Below are 23,023 nucleotides of genomic sequence, written 5' to 3' on the forward strand. Positions count from 1 at the left end.
CTGCACATAATGAGAATCGTTATCAATTATTATATGTTGCTGTCTGTCCAGTTCGCTAGCGGTGTGGGTTTGGGGCGACACATGGCCTGGCTTTCAGGCATGGTCACCCTCTTCCACTGAGCTTGTTTCCCTATGAAAACCGCTCAGAAACGGTCTAGCAACGCGGAATGCAAAAAGAGCCGCTTATGCGGCTCTTTTCGGTCGATGTAGTCTGAAAAACTTATTCGACAGTCACACTCTTGGCTAAATTACGTGGCTTATCCACGTCCGTGCCGCGCGAGCAAGCCGTGTGATACGCCAGCAATTGCAGCGTCACGGTATGCAGGATTGGGGACAGCTTGCCGTAGTGTTCAGGCATGCGGATGACATGCACACGCTCGCTGCTGCCAATGCGTGTATCGGCGTCGGCAAACACATACAGTTCGCCACCGCGTGCATGGACTTCTTCGATATTGGATTTCAGCTTTTCCAGCAGCTCGTCGCGTGGGGCGATGGTGACCACGGGCATGGCTTCGGTGACCAGGGCCAGAGGGCCGTGTTTCAGTTCACCGGCGGGATAGCCTTCGGCGTGGATGTAGCTGATTTCTTTCAGCTTCAACGCGCCTTCCATGGCGATGGGGTAATGCATGCCACGGCCCAGGAACAAGGCGTTTTCCTTGCTGGCAAAACGGTCCGCCCAGGCCATGATTTGCGGCTCCAGAGCCAGCACGGCTGCGATAGCGGTAGGCAGGTGACGCAAGGCTTTCAGGTAGTCGCCTTCCTGCTCCTGATTCAGGTGTCCTTTGACTTGAGCCAGTGCGATGGTCAGCAGGAACAAGGCGGTCAGCTGGGTGGTGAAGGCTTTAGTGGAAGCCACGCCAATTTCTACACCGGCACGGGTGATGTAGGACAGCTTGCACTCGCGCACCATGGCGCTGGTGGCCACGTTGCAGATGGTCAGGGTTTGTTCCATGCCCAGGCTGCGGGCATGTTTCAAGGCAGCCAGAGTATCGGCAGTTTCGCCGGACTGGGAAATTGTCACCACCAAAGTGCGCGGGTTGGGCACGCTGTCGCGGTAGCGGTATTCGCTGGCAATTTCCACGTTGACGGGGATTTTGGCCAGAGACTCGATCCAGTAACGGGCGGTCAGACCGGCGTAGTAGCTGGTGCCGCAAGCCAGAATCAGCACATTGTCGATGTCCTGAAAAACCTTGTAGGCCTGGTCGCCAAACAGCTCGGGCGTGACACTTTCAATGTCTTGCAAGGTATCGCCCACAGCGCGAGGCTGCTCGAAGATTTCCTTTTGCATGAAGTGGCGGTATGGGCCCAATTCAGCGGCGGCGGTATGCAGATGCACGGTGTGTACCGGACGATCAACAGAGCGGCCATCCTTGTCCATGATCCACACTTTATTGATCTGCAAATCGATCACATCACCGTCTTCCAGGTAGATGATTTGATCGGTCGTGCCAGCCAAGGCCAGGGCATCCGAAGCCAGGAAGTTTTCGCTCTGACCCACGCCCACCACCAGGGGCGAACCATGGCGAGCACCAACCACACGGTGAGGCTCGTCCTGACAGAACACGGCAATCGCATAAGCGCCGGTCAATCGACGGATGACTTGCTGCACGGCTTCGAACAGATCACCGTTGTACAGATGGTCGATCAGGTGAGCGATCACTTCGGTGTCGGTTTGGCTCTCGAACACGTAGCCAATGCTTTGCAGCTCGACGCGCAGTTCGTCGTGGTTCTCGATGATGCCGTTATGCACCAACGCAATACGTGCTTTGCCCTTGCCGGAGAAATGCGGGTGAGCATTGTGAGTAGCAGGCGCGCCATGCGTTGCCCAGCGAGTGTGAGCAATGCCGGTAAAGCCTTGCAGATGATCTGCCTTGACCTGTTCTTGCAGCTCGGCCACGCGCTGTGTACTGCGTGCCCGCAACAACTGGCCCTGCGCATGAACAGCAACGCCGCAAGAATCGTAGCCCCGGTACTCCAGACGCTTCAAACCTTCCAGCAGCACGGGGACAATATCGCGTTGCGCCACAGCGCCAACAATTCCACACATAGCCAACTCCTGTTCATGGCCCCTTTCGGTGGGCCAACTAATCAATTCAATCCGCTTATTCTGATCTGAAACACGAAAAATTTTATATCTATTTTTTTTCTGAAATGAATTAAAATTTCATTTAATAATCAATATGAAAGAAAAACAAAATTTACTTTATTTAGTGGAATTTTATTTCATCATAGATAGATAAACATTGTCATGATTGAACTGGACGAGCTGGATTTACGCATTCTGGAGCAGCTGCAAAATGATGCTTCCATCAGCAATCAGGCGCTGGCTTTGCGCGTGCATGCCTCTCCCCCAACCTGCCTGCGGCGAGTGCGTCGTTTAAGTGAACAAGGGGTGATTCGCAGGCAGGTCGCCTTGCTGGACCCGGAGCAACTGGGCCCTAGTTTGACGGCGATTGTGGAGATCACACTGGACCGTCAGGGTGAAGAATACTTACAGCAGTTCGAGCGCCTGATGGCCCCGGAAGCAGCGGTGACGCAATGCTACCGCGTCTCTACCGGGGTAGATTTCATTGTGATTTTGCAGGTCAGCGATATGACGGCGTATCACAAGCTGGCTCATGCGCTGTTCACCAGCCAGGCGAATATCCGCAATATCCGCAGCTTCTTTTCGATTCATCAGGCCAAGTTCGAGACGCGAGTGCCTTTGCCTGCGCCTAAGGTATAAGCCGGGTTCAGGCCCGTACGCGTTGCTGTACCAGTTGCTGATACAGACGCAAATAACGCTGCACCATGACGGCAGGATCATGCTCCTGCTGCACCCAGCGATACGCCAATGCGGCTTGTTGACGCGCTGCTGTCGGATTGCTCAAGGTGTCATCCAAGGCCTGGGCGATGGCTTGTGCGTCGCCTACCGCGCACAAGTTGCCGCGTCCATTATCCAAAAGCTCACTTAAGCCACCGGCCATCGTGGCCGTAACGGGAACGCCGTACACGAAAGCATCCAGAACGCTGGAGCCCAAGGCTTCATGCCGGGAACTCAATACAAAACCATCCATCAGCCGGTAAGCCTGTTCGGGGCGGGCTTCAAAACCAGCCAGCTTGTAGCAGGACTCCAGCCCTAGCTGCGCAATCAGTTCCTGTGCCGCCGAGGACTCGGAACCAGGCGCACCAAAATGCAAAAAAACAAAGTCCTGACGACGCTGATACAGGGCATGAACCGCGCGAATCAGGGTCAGAGGATCTTTTTCTGCCGTCAGTGCCGCCATCGTCCCCAGAACGTGTAAACCTTGCGAATTCCAGCGCTGCCACAAGTGGTTCACATAGGCCTCATCCTGCTCCACGTACTCAATGGCGCTGGGAATCACATCGACAGAAAAACCCAGGCGACGCGGCTCGGCTGCCGCTGCCTGGCTGATGGCGACCAGGCGGTCTGCCTTGCGCCACTTCCAGCGCGTGCGGCGCTCTTTCGAGCTCAAGGGGCTGCTGGCTTGCCGCCCACTACGTTGCTCGATACGTTTACGGTCAACCGGGAAAGCCGTGCGACGCGTAAAGACCACCCGCTTGGGCAGCCAGAAATGCAGCAAGGCCAACCAGCTCATGCAGGACGCAGTTTGGGAATGAACGATATCAAAGCCACGACCATGCACCAGCAAATAGCGCAGCGCGGCACCCACAGAGGCGCATTCCACCACGCTCAAGCCCTGCTCTTTGGCACGTTTGGCCAGTTCTTCATCGCGCCGGGCCAAGAGACTGACCTGATGACCGGCCTGCTGCATCTGCTGAATGCTCAGCAAGGTTTGCCGCTCGCCACCGCGCCAACCGCGCTCGAAATTAAGCTGCAGAATGCGCATGGCGATAATCCAGAATCAGCCCATCCGGGCACTGTGTGCCACAAAAGCACGCAGCAATGCTCCCCTTGCAATGCAAGAGGAGAAATGCCAAAGAGGGGCTAACACACATCAAGATTTGCGGACCGGGCGCTTCCAGCCGGACACGCTGCGCTGTTCCGAACGCGACAAAGTCAGCTGATCATCCGGTGCATTGCGCACCAGGGTTGTACCCGCACCAATTGTTGCGCCACGACCTACAGTCACCGGGGCCACCAATTGCGTATCGGAGCCAATGAAAGCGTCGTCACCAATCACGGTACGGAACTTGTTCACGCCGTCATAATTGCAGGTGATAGTGCCTGCACCAATGTTCACACGCTGCCCCACATCGGCATCACCGATATAGGCCAGGTGATTGGCTTTGGAGCCTTCGCCCAGCTGGGTGTTCTTGATTTCCACGAAGTTGCCCACGTGGGTGTGATTGGCCAGAACAGCACCAGGACGCAGACGTGCGTAAGGGCCGATACGGGCTTCTTCGCCAACCTGAGCTTGCTGCAGATGGCTGAAGGCTTCGATTTGCGTACCAGCACCAATCGTCACGTCACGCAGAACACTGTGAGGACCAACACGCACGCCGTCTTGCAGCACAACCTTGCCTTCAAACACGCAACCCACATCAATGAACACATCACGACCACATTCCAGTGTGCCACGCAGATCAAAGCGGGCCGGATCGGCCAGTGTCACGCCTTTTTCCAGCAAGCGACGGGCCTGCTCGGCTTGCCACAAGCGTTCCAGCTCGGCCTGTTGAATGCGACTGTTCACACCCAGGGTTTCCCAGCCAGCAGCGGGTTGAGCGGCTTGCACGGACACGCCATCGGCAACGGCCAAAGCGATGATGTCGGTCAGGTAGTACTCGCCTTGCGCGTTGTCGTTGGTGATACGGGTCAGCCAGTCTTTCAGACGAGCCGTAGGTGCCACCAGAATGCCGGTATTCACTTCTTTCACGGCACGCTCGGCTTCGCTGGCATCTTTGTGCTCAACAATGCGCTGCACGGAGCCATCTTCACCGCGAATGATGCGGCCATAGCCGGTGGAGTCTGCCAGTGTTTCGGTCAGCACGGCCACGCCTTGGCCGCGTGCTTCCAGCAAGCGGCGCAAGGTGTCGGCCTGGACCAGAGGGACATCGCCATACAGAACCAGCGTAGCGTCATCTTCCTTGTCGCCACCGACCAGTTCAGGCACGGCCTGTTGCACAGCGTGGCCCGTGCCATGCTGAGGTTGCTGCAAGGCAAAGGCCAGCTCGGCCTGTGCGAAGGTTTGCTGAACGCGCTCGGCGCCATGACCCACCACGACCACAACTTTTTCCGGCTCCAGTTCACGTGCGCTATCAAGCACGTGGGCCAGCATGGGTTTGCCAGCGATAGGATGCAGTACTTTGGGCAGGTCAGACTGCATACGCTTGCCCATGCCTGCTGCCAGAATCACGATATTAAGCATAAAAATTTACCTACTAGGTTGGTCGATCAGTTCTTTTTGGTACTGCTTGGGGTACTGCGCGTGGCGGTCTTTTTGGCCGCCGTTTTGGTGGCTGCCTTGGCCGCGGTTTTAGTAGCGGCTTTCGCTGCCGTTTTTACCGGCTTGGCTGCTGCCGGAGCACTGGTCTTGGCAGACGTCTGGGCATTGGCAGCCGCCGGTTTGGGAGGCTTGGCCGAGCCAGCCGCTTTGGCCTTGGTCGCCTGCTGCCGATAGTTCTCCACCTGCTGCATTGATGCGGCTGTGGCGGTCGCCATGGCATCAAACTGCTGTTGCAGCATGTTCCACCACGCTTGCGCAGCGGGATTACCTGCACCGGCTTCCTGCTGGGCACCGGTCTGTTTATCTTTTGGAGCATCCTGCTTGGCAGCCGTTTCGGGCTGTGGCGCAGCTTGTTGAGGCTGTGCCGATGCGGGCTGGGAGGCCGTTTGCGCTGCCGCTTCCGGCTTGCTGGCCGCAGGCTTGGCACCCGCAGCCGCACTGTCCGCCGCTGCGGCCCCTGCCGCCATGGGGTTGAAGGCCATGAAGGCTTCAAACGGATTTTTTCCACCAGCAGCCTGCGTACCTTGCTGCGCCATGGTCTTGATGGCCGCTAGGGTGGAGCGCTGAATCTCCAGACCCTGGATGGTGGTGCCCAGCATGGACAGGTTCAGCTGCAGCCAGCTTTCCACCGCACGCAAGTCGCGAATACGACGATCCAGATCATCGGGGGACAAGCTGGGCATCATGCCCGAGCTCAAATCGCCCGCCCCGCCACTGGCCATGTTTTTCCAGGCCTGCGCCATCATGTCCATGCTGCGCAGCAATGGATTGTTGCCGCCGCCCAGGGCATTGAAATCAGGTATACCAAAAGGATTCGGGTTCATGCGTAGCTCCCATCGGGTTGATGCCTGCCCGGTGACTCCCAGGTTCAGGCCAGCTTGTCCAGATGCTGCTTGATGCTGTCGATCAGCACCACTTGCGCTTCCAGGGTGAACAAATCTGCTTCTATCATTTGCCAGGCTTCATCCAGCGTCAATAAGCGAAACTCACTAACCTCGCCGTCCATATTGCGGGGCCGCACATCGTCGGCCAGCACGCAATCGCTGACCAGGGCGTTCTCCACCTGATAGCCTTCCGGCAGGCGACGGTGCATGCGCAAGGACACGCGCAAGGGGGTGCAGTTATCCAGCACGGACTCGGCCAAACCCGCTTCTTCATAACTTTCGCGTATGAGGGAGGTATGCAGAGATTCACCGCTGACCGCCAGTCCACCGACCAGCGTGTCCCACATATTCGGGTCTGTCGATTTGGTGGGGGAACGACGCGCAGCCCAGATACGGCCATCTGTGGACCAGCCATTCAAATGCACGGCTTGTGTCAAAAAACCCAGAGGCCGCACCGCACCACGTTCAATTCGGGACAGGCATTGCCCTTCGCCGACCACGTCCAGCAACTCGTCACGCCAGGCCCGAATGCAACCGCCTTCCTGCAAACGCAGGGCGACCTGATCCAGGACCTGAGCCAAGCTCAATTCCTGGCTGGGGCATTCGCTCAGACGCAAGACATCTTCTTCAATCGAGACCCCAGGCAAAGGCTCGATACAACGAGCGGCCTTGGGGGTGATCCATCCGGCAACGCGCCCATCAACAGTGACAGGACGGCTGCCCGGCGGGGGCAATTGTTGCAGCTGACTGGTCAAGCTGGCCATGCGCTGACGCAGGGCCTGAGTAAGTGATCGGTTCTGGAACAAAGTCATAGTCGGCGATTGTAATTCAAGCCTTGCCCCATTACGGCTTTTGTAGCGTTTAGTCCAACCTTGTCTTCTAGGGACATACCCTGCCCTTGAAGGCTAAAGCAAGTTCTATATAATTTCCGTGAACAGATAAGCTACTAAAAACTTCGAGCGGACCAGCACTTAGCTGCAACAAGCCCGCCACTGCAACACAGCAGTTTCTTCCAGCGTTGGATTTTTCGGAGCGTTGACGCAGCCGAACCCCGGTTTGGCATGGCAACACCAAAAGAGGGACAACAATGAAGATGTGGAGAAGTTTATTTGCTCTGACCGCCTGTTCGACGGCAGGGCCAAGCCTGGCTCAGATCACCCACATGGAGGGTGGTCCCCGTGTCAATCAGCTCAATTTGCATAACGGGGTTACCCCCATCGCCCAGGACATTGCCTGGCTGCATTGGATGATGCTGATCATCTGTACCATCATCTTTATTGGCGTGTTCGGCGTGATGTTCTATTCCATCATCCGGCACCGCAAGTCCAGGGGCGCGATTGCCGCGCGCTTTCACGAACACCTGGGTGTGGAAGTAGCCTGGACCATCATCCCTTTCCTGATCGTGATCGGCATGGCCTTGCCCGCCACCAAAACCGTGGTGGCCATGAAGGACACCAGCAGCGCCGACCTGACCGTCAAGGTCACGGGTTATCAGTGGAAATGGGGCTACGAGTATCTGGACGGCCCGGCCACCGGCGTGAAATTCCTGTCCAACCTGTCCACCCCTCGCGCCCAGATCGAAGGCCGCGAACCCATCGGCCCGAACTACCTGATGGAAGTGGACAAGCCACTGGTAGTGCCGGTTAACAAGAAAGTTCGCGTCATGCTGACTGCCGAGGATGTCATCCACTCCTGGATGGTGCCCGAGTTTGGCGTCAAGCAAGATGCCATCCCTGGCTTTTTGCGCGATACCTGGTTCCGTGCGGACAAGGTCGGCACCTACCGCGGCCAGTGTGCCGAGCTGTGCGGCAAGGACCATGCCTACATGCCCATCGTGGTGCAAGTGATGGCGCAAGATGACTACGACAAGTGGGCCAAAGAGCAGAACGATCTGCTGACTGCCCAGGCCGACGATCCCAATAAAGAGTGGACCAAGGACGAGTTGACCGAGCGCGGCAAACAGATCTTTGCGCAGAACTGCGTGGCTTGCCACCAGGCCAACGGCAAAGGCATGCCCGGCACCTTCCCCGCTCTGGATGGCGATACGAAATTTGTGCTCGCCCCCAAGAAAGGCCAGATCGACACGGTGTTGAATGGTCACCCTGGCACCGCGATGGCCGCCTTCCGCAATCAGCTGACAGATGTGCAGATTGCCGCGGTCATTACCTACACACGCAACGCCTGGGGCAACGCTGGCAAAGGGCCTGACCCTGTCGTGATGCCCGCCGACGTCAAGGAACAGCGCTAAGTCTGCGCTCGCCGCCTATCACACTATCAATCTATCCCTGACTACGGCCAGGGGGAGTGCAGCAAGGAGTCAAGCATGAGTAGCGTCACCGTCGACCATGTAGCGAACCCGAGCGGACATGATGATCACCATCATGCCCATGCCACCCCTAGCGGCTGGCGTCGCTGGTTGTTCGCCACCAATCACAAAGATATCGGGACCATGTACCTGATCTTCTCCTTTGTGATGTTGCTGGAGGGCGGCGTGCTGGCTTTGCTGCTGCGTACCGAACTGTTCCAGCCGGGCCTGCAGTTTTTCCGGCCCGAGCTGTTTAACCAGTTCACCACCATGCACGGCCTGATCATGATTTTCGGCGCGATCATGCCGGCCTTTGTGGGCTTTGCCAACTGGATGATTCCGCTGCAGATTGGCGCATCGGACATGGCCTTTGCCCGCATGAACAACTTCAGCTTCTGGCTGCTGCCCGTGGGCGCGATTCTGTTTACCGCGTCCTTCTTTGTGCCTGGCGGCGCACCTGCCGGTGGCTGGACCATGTACGCCCCGCTGTCCTTGCAGATGGGACCGGGCATGGACTTCACGATTTTTGCGGTCCACATTCTGGGCGCGTCCTCCATCATGGGGGCCATCAATATTGTGGTGACGGTATTGAATATGCGCGCCCCCGGCATGACGCTGATGAAAATGCCGCTGTTTTGCTGGACCTGGCTGATTACCGCTTACCTGCTGATTGCCGTGATGCCCGTGCTGGCCGCTGCCGTCACCATGCTGCTGACGGACCGTCACTTTGGCACCCACTTCTTTAACGCTGCCGGGGGTGGTGATCCGGTTCTGTACCAGCACATCTTCTGGTTCTTTGGTCACCCCGAGGTCTACATCATGATCTTGCCGGCCTTTGGCATTGTTTCTGCCATCGTGCCTGCCTTCTCACGCAAAGCCCTGTTTGGCTATGCCTCGATGGTGTACGCAACCGCCGCCATCGCGATTCTGTCCTTCCTGGTGTGGGCCCACCACATGTTCTCCACCGGGATGCCAGTAACGGGGCAGCTGTATTTCATGTACGCCACCATGCTGATTTCCATTCCGACCGGGGTGAAGATCTTCAACTGGGTGGCTACCATGTGGCGCGGTTCGCTGTCCTTTGAAACGCCCATGCTGTTTTCCATCGGCTTTATCTTTGTGTTCACGATTGGCGGCTTTACCGGCCTGATTCTGGCCGTGGCCCCGATTGATATTGCGGTACACGACACCTATTACGTGGTGGCTCACTTCCACTATGTGCTGGTGGCCGGTTCCTTGTTCGCCCTGTTTGGCGGTGCCTACTACTGGCTGCCCAAGTGGACGGGCCGCATGTACAACGAGCGTCTGGGCAAGATCCACTTCTGGTCCACCATGATCTCGTTCAACGTGACCTTCTTCCCCATGCACTTTCTGGGTCTGGCGGGCATGCCACGTCGTTATGTGGACTACGCCGGTCAGTTCACGGACTTCCACCAGATTGCCACCATTGGCGCCTTCTGGTTCGGCCTGTCGCAACTGCTGCTGATCTACATCGTGATCCAGGCAGCACGTGGCAAGGGTGAAGTGGCCAGTGCCAAGCCCTGGGAAGGTGCAGAAGGACTGGAATGGACCGTGCCCTCGCCCGCCCCGCACCACACATTTGAAATACCCCCTGTCGTCAAGTAACACTGGAGGAACGCCGTATGACCCCCGAACAACGCCGTCGCAACCGCCGTCTGGGATTGCTCCTGGCCGTGTTCGTCATCGCCGTCATGGCCTGGACCTTTCTGAAAGGCAGTCAATTTTTAGGACAGTGATATGGATGACGATTTTCGGGACCTCACACGGCGCAAGCTCAGTTTTTTCCAGACATTGAAAGCCATTGCCTGGGGTTTTTTTGGAGTCCGTCGTGGCAGCGACCATGAACAGGACATTGCCAAGATCAATCCGGTCTATCTGATTATTGCCGCCTTGATCGCCACGGTTGTTTTCGTTGTGGGCCTGATTATGGTGGCCCGCTGGTTCATTGGTCAGGCCAGCTGAACCCTGGCCGGATACTGCGCCCCAGGGCACATGACCCGAAGGAGAACACTATGCATGTCGAGACTACGGCTCACCCGTCCAAGGCGCCGTATTACTACGTCCCCGGCTTGTCGGGGCACCCGGTACGCGCCAGCCTTTCCCTGTGCCTGACGCTGCTGGGTGCGGCTACCTGGATCAATAACTGGCCGGGCGGCTTCTGGGTGTTTCTGGTCGGGATTCTCAGCTTCTTGCTGGTCCTGTTCTTCTGGTTCAGCGACGCCGTGCGCGAATCCGAAACCGGCCTGAACAGCACACGCGTAGACGTCTCCTATCGCTGGAGCATGTCCTGGTTCATCTTCTCCGAAGTGATGTTTTTTGCGGCCTTTTTCGGGGCACTTTGGTACACCCGCGAAATTGCCACGCCGCTGTTAAGCGACCTGGATCACCGTGCTCTGCTCTGGCCCGACTTCACTGGCACCTGGCCTAATCAGGGCCCTGCTGGCACTGTCGCCCCATTCCAGACCGTAGGACCACTGTGGCTGCCTACGATCAACACGGCCTTGCTGCTGACCTCGGGCGTCACCCTGACCATTGCTCACCACGCCTTGCGTGCCAGCAAGCGTGGCGGCGCGATCTTCTGGCTGTTCATGACGGTTGCGCTGGGCTTCGCCTTTGTGGCCTGCCAAGCCTACGAATACATGCACGCCTACGCCGAACTGAACCTGAAGTTCACCTCTGGCGCATACGGGGCCTTGTTCTATATGTTGACGGGCTTTCACGGCTTTCACGTGATTATCGGCGCCACCATGCTGACGGTAATGCTGATACGGCTGATGCGCGGGCACTTTACCGCCGAACACCACTTTGGTTTTGAAGGTGCCGCCTGGTACTGGCACTTTGTGGACGTGGTGTGGCTGGGCTTGTATCTGTACGTGTACTGGTTCTAGTGATTCATGCTCCAGGCCCGTTTCTGCGGGCCTGGATTTTTACTTCAAGCCAAGGGCACTCCGGTGCTTTCAATCCAACCCAGGTAATGGGCCAGCAACACAAACAGGAACAGGGCCACGGACAAGCCCACTCGCCAGGTCAGAGCATAGGCCATGCGATTGGAATTACCCCGGTCCCGCATCAAATACACCAGGGCCGAACCCAGCGAAACAATAATCCCCAGAAACACGATCAGGACTAGCACACGCATTACGTATCCCCCGCTTCAGGTTGAATTGATGTCCAGCAACAATCCTCGTTCTTCTTCGACTCGATCCCTGCTTGCCCTGGTTTGTCTGGGTTTGCTGATGCTGCTGTTCATTAGCCTGGGGCGCTGGCAACTGAGCCGCGCACAGGAACGTCAAAGCTTGGCGCAACAAATAGAACAAGGCCGCCAACAAGCTCCCCTTCACATTGATTCCCAGGCCAGCCTGGATAAAGGTGCCTTGTGGCAGTCTGTCGCGGTGCACGGCTCCTGGCGCAGTGAGTTAACTGTACTCCTGGATAATCGCAATTTCAAAGGTAAGCCGGGCTACTGGATTGCCACCCCATTTGTGCTGGATGAGGGCGATTTGGCGGGCTCCAGCCTGCTTGTGCTACGTGGTTGGCTGGCTCGCGTACCGGGGCAAACCCCTAGCGTTCCGGCTGCACCTTCCGGCTCCGAAACCATTTCCGGCGAGTTGATGGAACGCGTACCGCGTCTGTTTGAGCTGGGCAGCAGTCCCTTGCCCGAGCACTTGCCCGGTCCTTCGGGCACGCCCCCTGTCGTGCAGAACCTGGCCCTGGAAGATCTGCGCAGCCGCATTGATCTGCCCGTATTGCCGCGCGTACTGGCCCAGACCGCTCCTGCCTCGGAACTGCAAACCAACTGGCCCGACCCGAATATCGACTTTGAAAAGAACCGTGGCTACGCACTGCAATGGTTCGGTTTTGCCCTGATTGCCCTGTGTGCCTGGATCGGTGTAGCGTGGAAATGGCTGCGACGCTCCAGGCCCAACTCTGCCCCTACAAGGAAAACCTGACGTGGACACGACTCAAACCCCTGCCCGCCCGCGTTCCATGGCCCCGCTGTATCTGCTGCTGGCGATCAGTCTGGCGCCCGTGCTGTTTGCACTGGCCGCCTACTACATGCCTTCATTGGGACTGCGGCCAGACGAGAGCAATGCCTACGGTCAATTGATTGAGCCCCAGCGCAGCGTGCCTGAACCCGCCGCCCTGCCCCTGCGCAATTTGCAAGGCGAGGCCTTTGATCTGCAATCGCTGCGCGGTCGCTGGGTACTGCTCAGCGCCGATGAAAGCGCCTGCCCCGAAAGCTGCGTGCGCAAGCTGTTCATCCTGCGCAACTCCCACGCCAGCCAAGGCAAGAACGTGGATCGCCTGGCCCGTGTCTGGTTTGTGACCGACCAGGGCCAACCAACCGAGCAAATTCTGGAGGCCTATCAAGGTACGCATATGCTGCGCGCCGATCCGCGCCAGCTGGCCGAATTTCTGACTCCTGACGCTGCTGGCAAGGCCCCCGAACAAGCCGTCAAAAATGGCATGTGGATCATCGACCCCAATGGCAATTTGATGATGCTGTTTCCCGGCGATGCCGACCCGCTCAAGGTTCGCACCGACATACGCAAACTGCTGAACAATTCACGCATCGGATAAGTTTATGGCCGATATCCGCCAACGCTACCGCAAGCTGGTTTACCTGACCTGGTTCCTGACTTTGGACCTGATCATGTTTGGCGCTTTTGTACGCCTGACAGATTCAGGGCTGGGCTGCCCGGACTGGCCCGGTTGCTATGGCAAGCTCACGCCGCTGGGTGCGGGCGCACATATCGAACAAGCCTATCAGGCCATGCCCTATGGCCCGGTCAGCTGGGGCAAGGCCTGGATTGAAATGATCCACCGCTACGTAGGCGCGGCCCTGGGCATGCTGATTATTGCCATTGTCTGGATGGCCTGGCGGCACCGCCATACGCTGGGACATTCGGCTCGGCTGGCTCTGTTCACCTTGCTGGCGGTGTGCGTGCAAGGAGCCTTTGGCGCCTGGACCGTGACCCACAAGCTGATGCCCATTATCGTCACCACCCACTTGCTGGGCGGCATGAGCGTACTGGCCTTGATGACCTGGCTGGCCGTACGCGAGAACCCCGGCCCGCCTGTGTCTCCAGTAACCCGCCGCTGGCGACCCTGGTTGATCGGCGCATTTCTCCTGCTGACCATTCAGATTGGTTTGGGTGGCTGGGTCAGCACCAACTACGCTGCGCTGGCCTGCATGGACTTCCCGCAGTGCCACGGCCAATGGATACCCGAGATGGATCTGCACGGCGGATTCTCGCTGTTCCGCGCGCTGGGCGAGCTACCTTCCGGTGAAATGATTTCCCAGGCCGCGCTGACCGCCATCCATTGGGTCCATCGCAATATGGCCTTTCTGGTGTTTCTGGTTCTGGGTTCCGTTGCGTGGAAATTACGCGCCGATCCCGTCTTGCGTCGCCCCGCAACGCTGGTCCTTTTGCTGCTGCTGGCCCAACTCATCACGGGGTTAACCACGATCTTTTTCCAATGGCCTCTTTTGATTGCCGTCCTGCATAATGGGGGAGCTGCCGGTCTCGTTTTATGCTGCGTCACCCTGTTGGTACGGCTTTCCCGCAAGTCGACTGTCCCCCAAGGAATACAGTATGACAAACACCGCTACCCTGGCTCCCGCCTCGCTCCTGCGCCAGTATCTGGTACTGACTAAACCAAGAGTCACCCAGCTGGCTGTTTTCTGTGCCGTTATCGGCATGTTTCTGGCTGCTCCCGGCCTGCCCGATCCGGGCACCGTGGTCGCAGGTACGTTAGGCATATGGATGCTGGCGGCTGCCGCCTTTGCCATCAACTGCCTGATCGAAAGCCAGATTGATGCCCGCATGTTGCGCACCGCCCGGCGCGGTACGGCACGCGGCACCATTACCCCACCTCAAGTACTGGCCATGTCCGGCTTGCTGGGCGGCATGGGCATGCTGGTGCTGTATTACTGGGTGAATCCGCTGACCATGTGGCTGACCTTGGCCACCTTCATTGGCTACGCGGTGATCTATACCGTGATCCTCAAACCCCTGACCCCACAGAACATCGTGATCGGCGGTTTGTCCGGTGCCATGCCCCCTGCTTTGGGCTGGGCTGCCATCGCCAACGCTGTACCGGCTGAAGCCTGGCTGCTGGTGCTGATCATCTTCATCTGGACGCCCCCGCACTTCTGGGCATTGGCGCTCTACCGCCAACACGATTACCAGCGCTCCGGCCTACCCATGCTGCCCGTCACCCACGGCAAGACCTTTACAACACTGCATGTGCTGCTCTACAGCTACATCCTGATGGCCTCCAGCCTGCTGCCTTTCATTATCCGCATGAGTGGTGTGCTGTATCTGGTGGCTGCGATCTTGCTGGGCGCGCGCTTCATTCAATACGCCCATCAACTGCACCGCAACTACAGCGACGAGCTGTCCCGCAAGCTGTTCCGCTTTTCCATTATTTATCTGGCGGTTCTGTTTGGGGCGCTGCTGCTGGATCATTGGGTACGCTTGATCTGATTGAACCTGCATAAAAAAAGCGAGCCGGAATTGGCTCGCTTTTTTTTATGCCTGCGCCTCGGAAGGCTCTGCCTGTGGCACCAGCTTGGGTGGCAAGGGCGGGCCTACAAAATTTTCAGCTTCACTCAAAGCATGAGCCAAACCAAACAGCGGTGGCAGTTCTTCGTGCTGGCGTTGGCCGGACTCGAACTCCTGCCAGACCTGGTAAGCCCGCTGGCGTTGGCGCACAACGGCTTCGATTTTTTCACTGAAGCTGGGATCTTTGCCACGCAAGGTATCGAAGTCGCGTTCGGTCAGCATCAGCAGGCGGCTATAGCCCAGGGAGCGCACTTCACCGGCATGGTCGCTGTGCTCCATGACATTCACTTCGCCAATGGTCTGGCCGGTTCCCAGTTCCACCAGACTACCATCGGGTAAGGTCAGTTCCAATGCTCCGGAAGCAACGAAGAACATGACTCGCATACCGCCATAGCGTAGATGAATTTTCTGATCTGGCAGAGCCAGACGCGGACGCAAGCGCCTTGCCAGGTCTTTCTTGGCTTGCTCGGAGATGCCATCGAACATGGGCACTTGGGCAATCAGCTCCATGGCGCTCATGGTCATGTCCAGAGTGGGACGCTCGTCCAGATAGCGCCAACGCTGCGTAATCTGTTTGACCAGATCCGCGTACATCTCGCTGGTAATCAGGGAGTGCGACAGCATGGTGCGATAGTGGGCCCGCTCTTGCGCTGCCGCCACCCGTGCCAGATAAGACTCTTGCAGCCACTGCGCAAACACCGGGTACTGCAGCGTCAGGGAGTGCAAGGCATCTTCCAGCTGAGACAAGCGCAGTTTATGAGCTTGCACGATTGTGCCTGTAGCCTGTTTGCCCAATAAGGGAGCCAGTTCGGTTTCGGCAAAACGTATCAGGCGCTGGGCCACAGAGCGCTTGGCGATCAGGTTCGAAAAACGCTTGTCCAGTTCCCGCACCAGCCAACCTTGGAAGCCAAACAGATAGTGCAAGCGCAAAGCGGAGCGGAAACCTCGGGAATAGCGCAGATCATTGGCAATGGCGGCCTCAAAACCAGCCAAGCCAGCCAGACGCACCGTATCGTTCATGCGTTCGGCCCGGCTCAACAAGGACTCGGCGGTTTTCCAATCCACAATCTGCGATTTCAGCAGCTCGTAAAACAGCTCCACCTCGCGGGCCGACAGAATCGCCATGCCCATTTTCACCTTCTGTGCTTCGGTCAAACTTTGAATCTGGCCGGATGCCACACCAGCCTGACTGGCATCAAAAACCGTACACAGGCGCTCGATAACTTGGGGCTTGATCTGCTCTTGCCGACCCAGTTCCTCGGTCTTGTCGCGCAGCTCTTCCAGGGCCAGACTCACCGCCTGATCGCGCAAATGCCGTTCCAGCGGTGTCAGCTGGTTCAGGCCCAAACGACGAATCAAGGGCCGCAAACTGATCCCGTTCACAAACAAGGTCAGCAGCACAAAGCCCGTCGTCGCCACACCGATGAACTGGCGCACATCATGCGGAATGGCGTGCTGTTCCGTAACGGCCAGGGCCAGTGCCAGAGAAACTGCGCCGCGCAGGCCACCCCACAGAATCACCACCCGATAGGGGCGACTGACTCGGGTGCCAAAGCGGGTACGCCCCAGCAAAGGCAGCACCGCAAACACCATGACGGCCCGCGCCAGCAAGGTCACCACGAACAGCAAGGCCACCAGGCCAATCTGCATCCAGGTGATTTCGGCCATCAGACGCGGAATCAGCATGGCGGCAAACAAGAAGATCAGGGAGTTGGCCAGAAAGCCCATCTGGGTCCAGGAGCTGCTAAGCAACTCGAAGGTCGCGGGTGACATGCGGGTACGCCCTGTGGAGCCCACCACCAAACCGGAAATAACCGTGGCGACCACACCGGATACACCCAGATAGTGTTCGGACACAAAAAAGGCCAGGTATGCCAAGGCGATGGTCAGCGTGACTTCAGCAGCAGGCCAACCGCGCAAGAGCACGAACATGCCACTGGCCAGACGCCCCATCAGGAAGCCTGCCACACCACCGCCCAAGAAGCTGAACAGGAAGCTGCCCAGCACGGTGCTGCCGCTTAATTCGCCACCACCCGTCAGCACGGCCAGCAGCACCGAGTACAAGGCGATCGACGCGGCGTCGTTGAACAAGGCTTCGCCTTCCACCAGCGTGGACAAGCGTTTGGGTGCGCCCACTTCACGGAAGATGCCCACCACGGCTACTGGGTCTGTGGTGGCCACAATCGCGCCCAGCATCAGACAGACCACCAGTCCATAGGAAGAAGCGGCGTTCAGGGCGTAGCCCACGGCAAAGGTACAGACCACCACCGCCACGATGGCCATCATCAGGATGGCGCCTATATCGTCGAGCAGGCGGCGCAAGTTCATGGCCAGCGACGTCTCGAACAGCAGGATAGGCAGGAAAGCGTAGAGGAAAGTCTCGGAGGAGATGTCGAAAGCCTGCAAGGTATTCAGGAAGTCCGACACCATCTTGGGGGCCCAGGCATGCAGATGCAGCAAGACACCCAGAGCAAAGCCGATCAAGGCCAGAAGTACGGAGTACGGCAGTCGCAAGCGTCCAGCCAAAGGCGGCATAAAGGCAACCAGCCCTAACAGGCCTGCCAATCCAAAAACAAACTGCCCAATCTGCATCGCGACATCCTTTGTCATCGGCATTGAGTCGATCGGCATGTGCATACGCATTCAGGCATGGGCAGGCCAGATCGGCACGGAAAATCCCCCCGCTTTCCGCATGAATCAGAATAGCGCCTTTTTCCGGACTCACAGCCGCCGAATTATCTTTTTCTCGCAAAATTTACGTTTTTTGGCCTCCGGGCCCGCATTCGGAAACACAAAGAGACGGTGATACGGCGGCAAGCCAAAATCTGCGCCAGCGCAAATTCGCCTCTGACATAACTGGTTATACTTTCGCATCATGAATTTCCCGCGCACCTTCTTCGCAGCGACTCACTGGCCCCATCGTCTGGGCCTGTGCTTGTTGTTGCTGGCGGTGGTGCTGCGCGGAATCGTGCCAGCGGGCTATATGCCCAAGCAGACCGATCAGGGTTATGCACTGGCCTTCTGTCTGCCTTCAGGACAAAGCCTGCCCCCTGAAATGATTCAGCACTGGGCGGCCTTGTTAGGCGAGGACAACAGCACCCATTCGAACGAGGCCACCACCAGCGCGACCTGTCCCTTCTTTGTCATGCTGCAAGCAGCGCTAACGCCTGCTCCTGTTGCAGTCGTCCCGCCCTTGAGCCTGGGTCATTTCCGGCCCTTCCTGCTTCCTCCTCTTAGCCCCGCCCTGGCGCAGGCCTTTATTCGCGGCCCGCCTGTGGGGCAGCGCGCCCCGCCCTCTCTTCTTCCTGCCTGATTCCCCGCGTTCGGCCCTGCCGCTACGCCTTTTCTCCTTTGTTGCTATCGCCCAAGCGGGTTTGCCGCTGGACGACGGCTGCTCTTCGGAATTTAGTCATGAAGAAATTAATAAACCCCGGCCTGATCAGCGCCGGTGTGCTGGCCTGCGTGCCCTCCATTGCCCTGGCCCAATCCACCGTTATTGAACAACTGAGCCCCATTGTGGTGACCGGGGTAGCTCCAGAATCCCCTTTGCAGTTCAGCACCAACCCCAAACTGCCCCGCCTGCCCTTGCCGGCCAGCGACGGCACGGATTACTTGAAAACCATTCCTGGCTTTGCCGCCATTCGTAATGGCGGTAGCAACGGGGACCCGGTACTGCGCGGCATGTTTGGCTCGCGCCTGAACATACTGACCAATGGCAGCTCCATGCCCGGTGCCTGCCCGTCGCGCATGGATGCGCCGACCTCCTACATTTCGCCCCAGTCTTTTGATGAACTGACCATCATCAAAGGTCCACAAAGCGTGCGCTGGGGCCCAGGGGCTTCTGCCGGGACGATACGTTTCGAGCGCAAAGCGCCCGGCTTTACCGAAAACGATGCCACGCTGGACGCCAGTATTCTGGGCGGCTCGGCTGGCCGTCACGCAGGCAATGTGGACTTTGCTGCAGGCAACGCCTCTTACTATGCCCGCCTGACCGCCAATCAAGATCGTGCTCAGGACTACAAGGACGGGGATGGTGAGCGAGTACCCTCGCGCTGGAAAAAGTGGAATACGGACGTTGCCATTGGCCTGACTCCGGATGCCGATACCTTGCTGGAGTTAAGCGCGGGTACGGGTGACGGCTATGCCCGCTATGCCGGTCGTGGCATGGATGGTACGAAATTCAAGCGTGAAACTCTGGGTCTGCGTTTCAAGAAAGACATGCACGAAGGCGTGCTGCGCAATGTGGAGGCCCAGCTGTATTACAACTACGCCGATCACGTTATGGACAACTACGGGCTGCGCACCTTCAAACCGGGTGGTGGCATGTCCATGCCTATGGCCTCCAATGTGGACCGCCTGACCTGGGGCGGCCGTCTCAGCATGGACTGGGCCTTGAGCGAAGACCTGACCCTAACCACGGGTGCTGATTTGATGCGCAGCCGCCATCGCAAACGCAGCGGTATGGGCATGCAGGATTACCGCGATCAGGATTGGGTGAAAGATGCCGAGTTCGACAATATTGGCCTGTTCACCGAAGCCCGTTGGGATCTGAACGACGCCAGCCGTTTGATTGGTGGTGCACGTGTGGATTGGGCCAGCGCCCGTGACCTGCGCCCCAGCCTGGGCAGCGGCATGATGAGCAAGCCTAACCCCGGTGCAAACGAGCGTCGTAGAGAAACCCTGCCCAGTGGCTTCTTGCGTATCGAACATGATCTGGATTCCCTGCCCTTGAGCCTGTACGCCGGTATTGGCCATGTGCAGCGCATGCCGGATTACTGGGAGCTGATTTCCCCGGCCAGTGGCCCGCAAGGCAGCGCCAGTGCCTTCCTGGGCATTCAACCTGAAAAAACCACACAGCTGGATTTTGGTGCCCAGTACAAGGATGAAACGGTATCGGCCTGGGCCTCCGCCTATATTGGCCAGATTCAGGACTACATCCTGTTCGACTACCTGCCCGGCGGCATGATGGGCATGAAAACCCAGGCCAGAAACGTCAAGGCCCGCATCATGGGTGGCGAGTTGGGTGCGGACTGGAAAGCGACTCCTAACTGGACTTTGGGCGGCAGCCTGGCCTATGCCTGGGGCCGCAACAGTACTGATGGCCGCGCCCTGCCGCAAATGCCCCCGCTGGATGTGCGTTTGACGGCGGATTATGTGCAAGGCCCCTGGTCCGCAGGCGGTGTCTGGCGCATTGTGGCCAAGCAAAATCGCTATTCGCAGGGACAAGGTAATGTGGTGGGTTACGACTTCGGGCCTACGGGTGGTTTTAGCACCCTGTCGCTGTATGGCGGCTACAAGATCAACCGCAATCTGTCTCTGACAGCCGGTGTGGATAATGTGTTCGACAAGACTTACGGCGAACACCTAAATCTGGCCGGGAACAGTGGTTTTGGTTTTGGCGCAGCAAGCCGCTTTAATGACCCTGGCCGCACCGTCTGGCTACGTGCCGCTTTGACCTTCTGATCGTTTTTGCCTGCCGGGCCGGGCTGACTCGGCAGGCAAAACAGCTGAAAAATCAGGACAAAAAAAAAGGGACACCTAGCTGGTGTCCCGTAAACATCCGCTTCAAAAGGGAGGGGAAGAGGAGAAGCCGAAGCGGATGCGCAAATGCCGAATTGCATAGGTGGCAAAAATCAGCAAATGTATTGTTTAGTCCGCGAAGATCAGCTTAAGTTCTTCGGATTCCCCGAAAAGTTGTAACTCTTTAAAACGGCTTAAACCGCGGCCGCCAAAGCGACGCGCAGCTTCTTGAATGCAGCCACTTCAATCTGACGGATACGCTCTGCCGACACGCCAAATTCGGCGGCCAGATCGTGCAAGGTGGCACCGCCATCGTCCTGCAACCAGCGGGCGCGCACAATGCGTTGCGAGCGCTCGTCCAGCGTGTCGATCGCCTCTTCCAGGCCGCTGCCTTCCAGCATGTCCTGGGCACGACGCTCCAGCACGCGTGTCGGTTCCTCGTGTCCTTCGTCAGACAGGTAGGAAATAGGCGCGAAGTTGTCATCGTCGTCGTTGGCCGGGGCTTCCAGAGCCATATCGTGGCCGGACAAACGCACTTCCATCTCGCTGACGTCCTGTGGACGCACATCGAGTTCACGGGCAATCGCGTCTACCTGAGCCGTATCCAGCGTTTGTCCGTCCGGACGCATGCGGCGCAGGTTGAAAAACAGTTTGCGTTGGGCCTTGGTCGTGGCCACTTTCACCATGCGCCAGTTGCGCACGACATATTCGTGGATCTCGGCCTTGATCCAGTGCACGGCAAACGACACCAGACGCACACCGCGATCGGGGTCAAAGCGTTTGACGGCCTTCATCAGGCCCACATTACCTTCCTGGATCAGGTCGGCATGAGGCAAGCCGTAACCCAGGTACTGGCGGGCAATGGAAACCACCAGACGCAGGTGCGACAAAATCAGTTCACGCGCAGCATCCAGGTCATCCTGGTCGCGCAGACGCTGACCCAGCTCGGTTTCGCGTTCAGCGCTGAGCATGGGCAGGCGGTTAACAGCAGAAATATACGCTTCGATCGTCCCCAGTGCGCCTGGATTAGACACGGCGGCGACGAGTTCATTACCAGACGTCAGGGCCAAAGCGTTCGCTTGTTGTGTCATGGAAAATCCTTCAAAAGTCAGCCGGCGAGAGCACTAAACAAGGCCCTCAAACCGCAGAAAACGTATTTCAACAATCATTGAGTTTAGCACTCGATGGTCTGGAGTGCTAAAAATTTCGAATACAGGAATAAGAGCGTCGCAGCAAGAAAAAGTTCACTACTTGGGGGAAAACTGCGGCAAATCGGTGGGCAGAACGCCACAAACAGGCAAAAAACTGTGGCTGCCTGAGAGTAACGCCTTAATGCCCACCTGAAAATAACAAAGTGCGACCTTGTTTATCCAGCGATCACAGTCGCTCGGCGTGGAAATTCAGATGGTCCTGAATGAAGGTCGAGATGAAGTAGTAGCCGTGGTCATAGCCATCGTGACGGCGCAGGGTCAAAGGCTGTTTGGCCTGCTCGCACGCCTGCTCGAATACTTCCGGATACAGTTGCTCGGCCAGAAAGCCGTCGCTCAAACCCTGATCCACCAGAATACCGGCGGGATACGGTGTACTGGCCTTGGCCATCAAGGCGCTGGCGTCGTGTTGTTCCCAAGCCTGACGATCCTGACCCAGGTAGGCACCAAAGGCTTTTTCGCCCCAGGGGCAGCGGGTCGGCGCAGCAATAGGCGCAAAGGCCGACACGGAGCGGTACTTGCCGGGATGGCGCAGAGCCAGCGTCAAGGCACCGTGGCCGCCCATGGAATGACCAAAAATACCCACACGGCTGGCGTCGCCGGGCAGAATGGTCGTGACCAGATCAAACAGCTCCTGGGTCACATAGCTTTCCATGCGGTAATTCTTGTTCCACCCAGGCTCAGTGGCATCCAGATAGAAACCGGCTCCGGTTCCCAGATCCCAGCCTTCATCCTCCCCTTCTACCCCTGCGCCACGCGGGCTGGTATCGGGAGTGACCAACATGATGCCGTGCTCGGCAGCGTAACGCTGGGCACCGGCCTTGATCATGAAGGTTTCTTCCGTGCAGGTCAGCCCTGCCAGGAAAAACAGCACAGGCACACGGCCTTGCCCGATAGCCTCTGCCAGACTGGCAGCCCCTTTCTGGGCGCTGGCCTGTAGTTGCGGCGGCATATACACAGAAAAACGCATGGGCAGGCCAATTGTCTGCGAAGCGTGTTGGTAGTAGCGCTGCCAACCATTAAAACAGCGGTGTTCGTTGAGCAGTTCCAGTGTCTGAGTCATAGCCCCCTCTTGTTCTCAATTGCAGATCCGGTCCAAAGTTTAGGG

The 23,023-nt window shown here is 57.9% G+C and carries 21 protein-coding genes; 12 read left to right on the forward strand and 9 right to left on the reverse strand.

Annotated features, from left to right (window positions below; all coding sequences use genetic code 11):
- Positions 1-220: 220 nt before the first annotated feature.
- The gene (gene glmS / locus DUD43_RS17945) at positions 221-2,047 is read right to left on the reverse strand and encodes a glutamine--fructose-6-phosphate transaminase (isomerizing) (protein ID WP_153231351.1); all 1,827 of its coding nucleotides are present in this window, start codon (positions 2,045-2,047) and stop codon (positions 221-223) included.
- A gap of 201 nt (positions 2,048-2,248) precedes the next feature.
- Between glmS and DUD43_RS17950 the strand changes: the two genes are divergently transcribed.
- The gene (locus DUD43_RS17950; protein ID WP_153231352.1) at positions 2,249-2,725 is read left to right on the forward strand and encodes an Lrp/AsnC family transcriptional regulator; all 477 of its coding nucleotides are present in this window, start codon (positions 2,249-2,251) and stop codon (positions 2,723-2,725) included.
- Between the two features lie 7 nt (positions 2,726-2,732).
- Here DUD43_RS17950 and DUD43_RS17955 read toward each other — a convergent pair whose 3' ends face one another.
- The 4 genes from DUD43_RS17955 to DUD43_RS17970 all read right to left on the reverse strand — a co-directional run bounded on the left by DUD43_RS17955 (position 2,733) and on the right by DUD43_RS17970 (position 7,104).
- Positions 2,733-3,851 carry a glycosyltransferase family 4 protein gene (locus DUD43_RS17955; RefSeq protein WP_153231353.1) on the reverse strand — a complete coding sequence of 373 codons (1,119 nt, stop codon included), beginning with the start codon at positions 3,849-3,851 and terminating at the stop codon, positions 2,733-2,735.
- 108 nt (positions 3,852-3,959) lie between these two features.
- Positions 3,960-5,330, reverse strand: coding sequence for a bifunctional UDP-N-acetylglucosamine diphosphorylase/glucosamine-1-phosphate N-acetyltransferase GlmU (gene glmU, locus DUD43_RS17960; RefSeq protein WP_153231354.1), 1,371 nt, complete (start codon positions 5,328-5,330; stop codon positions 3,960-3,962).
- A 26-nt stretch (positions 5,331-5,356) separates the two neighbouring features.
- The gene (locus DUD43_RS17965) at positions 5,357-6,232 is read right to left on the reverse strand and encodes a PhaM family polyhydroxyalkanoate granule multifunctional regulatory protein (RefSeq protein ID WP_153231355.1); all 876 of its coding nucleotides are present in this window, start codon (positions 6,230-6,232) and stop codon (positions 5,357-5,359) included.
- A gap of 44 nt (positions 6,233-6,276) precedes the next feature.
- The gene (locus DUD43_RS17970) at positions 6,277-7,104 is read right to left on the reverse strand and encodes an NUDIX hydrolase (protein WP_153231356.1); all 828 of its coding nucleotides are present in this window, start codon (positions 7,102-7,104) and stop codon (positions 6,277-6,279) included.
- Positions 7,105-7,379: 275 nt separating this feature from the next.
- On the opposite strand from DUD43_RS17970, the gene coxB reads away from it, so the two are divergent.
- From coxB to DUD43_RS17990, 5 genes are all read left to right on the forward strand, one after another.
- Positions 7,380-8,540 carry a cytochrome c oxidase subunit II gene (gene coxB / locus DUD43_RS17975; RefSeq protein ID WP_153231357.1) on the forward strand — a complete coding sequence of 387 codons (1,161 nt, stop codon included), beginning with the start codon at positions 7,380-7,382 and terminating at the stop codon, positions 8,538-8,540.
- Between the two features lie 75 nt (positions 8,541-8,615).
- Positions 8,616-10,223 carry a cytochrome c oxidase subunit I gene (gene ctaD / locus DUD43_RS17980; protein WP_153231358.1) on the forward strand — a complete coding sequence of 536 codons (1,608 nt, stop codon included), beginning with the start codon at positions 8,616-8,618 and terminating at the stop codon, positions 10,221-10,223.
- A 17-nt stretch (positions 10,224-10,240) separates the two neighbouring features.
- On the forward strand, positions 10,241-10,354 hold the full coding sequence (locus DUD43_RS19295; protein WP_009457495.1) for a cytochrome oxidase small assembly protein: 114 nt from the start codon (positions 10,241-10,243) through the stop codon (positions 10,352-10,354).
- Between the two features lies 1 nt (position 10,355).
- Positions 10,356-10,580, forward strand: coding sequence for a DUF2970 domain-containing protein (locus tag DUD43_RS17985; RefSeq protein ID WP_153231359.1), 225 nt, complete (start codon positions 10,356-10,358; stop codon positions 10,578-10,580).
- 50 nt (positions 10,581-10,630) lie between these two features.
- The gene (locus DUD43_RS17990; RefSeq protein ID WP_153231360.1) at positions 10,631-11,506 is read left to right on the forward strand and encodes a cytochrome c oxidase subunit 3; all 876 of its coding nucleotides are present in this window, start codon (positions 10,631-10,633) and stop codon (positions 11,504-11,506) included.
- Positions 11,507-11,550: 44 nt separating this feature from the next.
- Here the strand turns inward: DUD43_RS17990 and DUD43_RS17995 are convergent, their stop codons facing one another.
- A complete protein-coding gene (locus DUD43_RS17995) occupies positions 11,551-11,757 on the reverse strand; it encodes a twin transmembrane helix small protein (RefSeq protein ID WP_042485541.1) in 207 nt (68 codons plus the stop codon).
- Between the two features lie 28 nt (positions 11,758-11,785).
- On the opposite strand from DUD43_RS17995, the gene DUD43_RS18000 reads away from it, so the two are divergent.
- From DUD43_RS18000 to cyoE, 4 genes are read left to right on the forward strand one after another with little or no spacing between them, the layout of a single operon-like run.
- Positions 11,786-12,568, forward strand: coding sequence for an SURF1 family protein (locus DUD43_RS18000; RefSeq protein ID WP_153231361.1), 783 nt, complete (start codon positions 11,786-11,788; stop codon positions 12,566-12,568).
- 37 nt (positions 12,569-12,605) lie between these two features.
- Positions 12,606-13,199, forward strand: a complete 594-nt coding sequence (locus DUD43_RS18005) for a hypothetical protein (protein WP_194273527.1) — start codon at positions 12,606-12,608, stop codon at positions 13,197-13,199.
- Between the two features lie 4 nt (positions 13,200-13,203).
- The gene (locus DUD43_RS18010; protein WP_153231363.1) at positions 13,204-14,277 is read left to right on the forward strand and encodes a COX15/CtaA family protein; all 1,074 of its coding nucleotides are present in this window, start codon (positions 13,204-13,206) and stop codon (positions 14,275-14,277) included.
- Positions 14,216-15,109, forward strand: coding sequence for a heme o synthase (gene cyoE, locus DUD43_RS18015; protein WP_042485530.1), 894 nt, complete (start codon positions 14,216-14,218; stop codon positions 15,107-15,109). The genes DUD43_RS18010 and cyoE overlap by 62 nt, the downstream gene beginning before the upstream one ends.
- Before the next feature lie 45 nt (positions 15,110-15,154).
- Here cyoE and DUD43_RS18020 read toward each other — a convergent pair whose 3' ends face one another.
- On the reverse strand, positions 15,155-17,779 hold the full coding sequence (locus DUD43_RS18020) for a cation:proton antiporter (protein WP_153231364.1): 2,625 nt from the start codon (positions 17,777-17,779) through the stop codon (positions 15,155-15,157).
- A 283-nt stretch (positions 17,780-18,062) separates the two neighbouring features.
- On the opposite strand from DUD43_RS18020, the gene DUD43_RS18025 reads away from it, so the two are divergent.
- Positions 18,063-18,500: a DUF2946 family protein gene (locus DUD43_RS18025; RefSeq protein ID WP_153231365.1), complete on the forward strand. Its 438-nt coding sequence runs from the start codon at positions 18,063-18,065 to the stop codon at positions 18,498-18,500.
- A gap of 98 nt (positions 18,501-18,598) precedes the next feature.
- Positions 18,599-20,650 (forward strand): TonB-dependent copper receptor, encoded by a 2,052-nt coding sequence (locus DUD43_RS18030; RefSeq protein WP_153231366.1) that lies wholly within the window; start codon positions 18,599-18,601, stop codon positions 20,648-20,650.
- Positions 20,651-20,901: 251 nt separating this feature from the next.
- On the opposite strand, the gene rpoH is transcribed toward DUD43_RS18030, so the two are convergent.
- Together rpoH and fghA are read right to left on the reverse strand one after the other, a co-directional pair.
- Entirely contained in the window at positions 20,902-21,798 is an 897-nt protein-coding gene (rpoH, locus tag DUD43_RS18035) for an RNA polymerase sigma factor RpoH (RefSeq protein WP_153231367.1), read from the reverse strand.
- 286 nt (positions 21,799-22,084) lie between these two features.
- Positions 22,085-22,978, reverse strand: a complete 894-nt coding sequence (gene fghA, locus DUD43_RS18040; protein WP_153231368.1) for an S-formylglutathione hydrolase — start codon at positions 22,976-22,978, stop codon at positions 22,085-22,087.
- Positions 22,979-23,023 lie beyond the last annotated feature (45 nt).

It is taken from the genome of Alcaligenes faecalis, from assembly GCF_009497775.1.
GTDB lineage: Bacteria > Pseudomonadota > Gammaproteobacteria > Burkholderiales > Burkholderiaceae_B > Alcaligenes > Alcaligenes faecalis_D.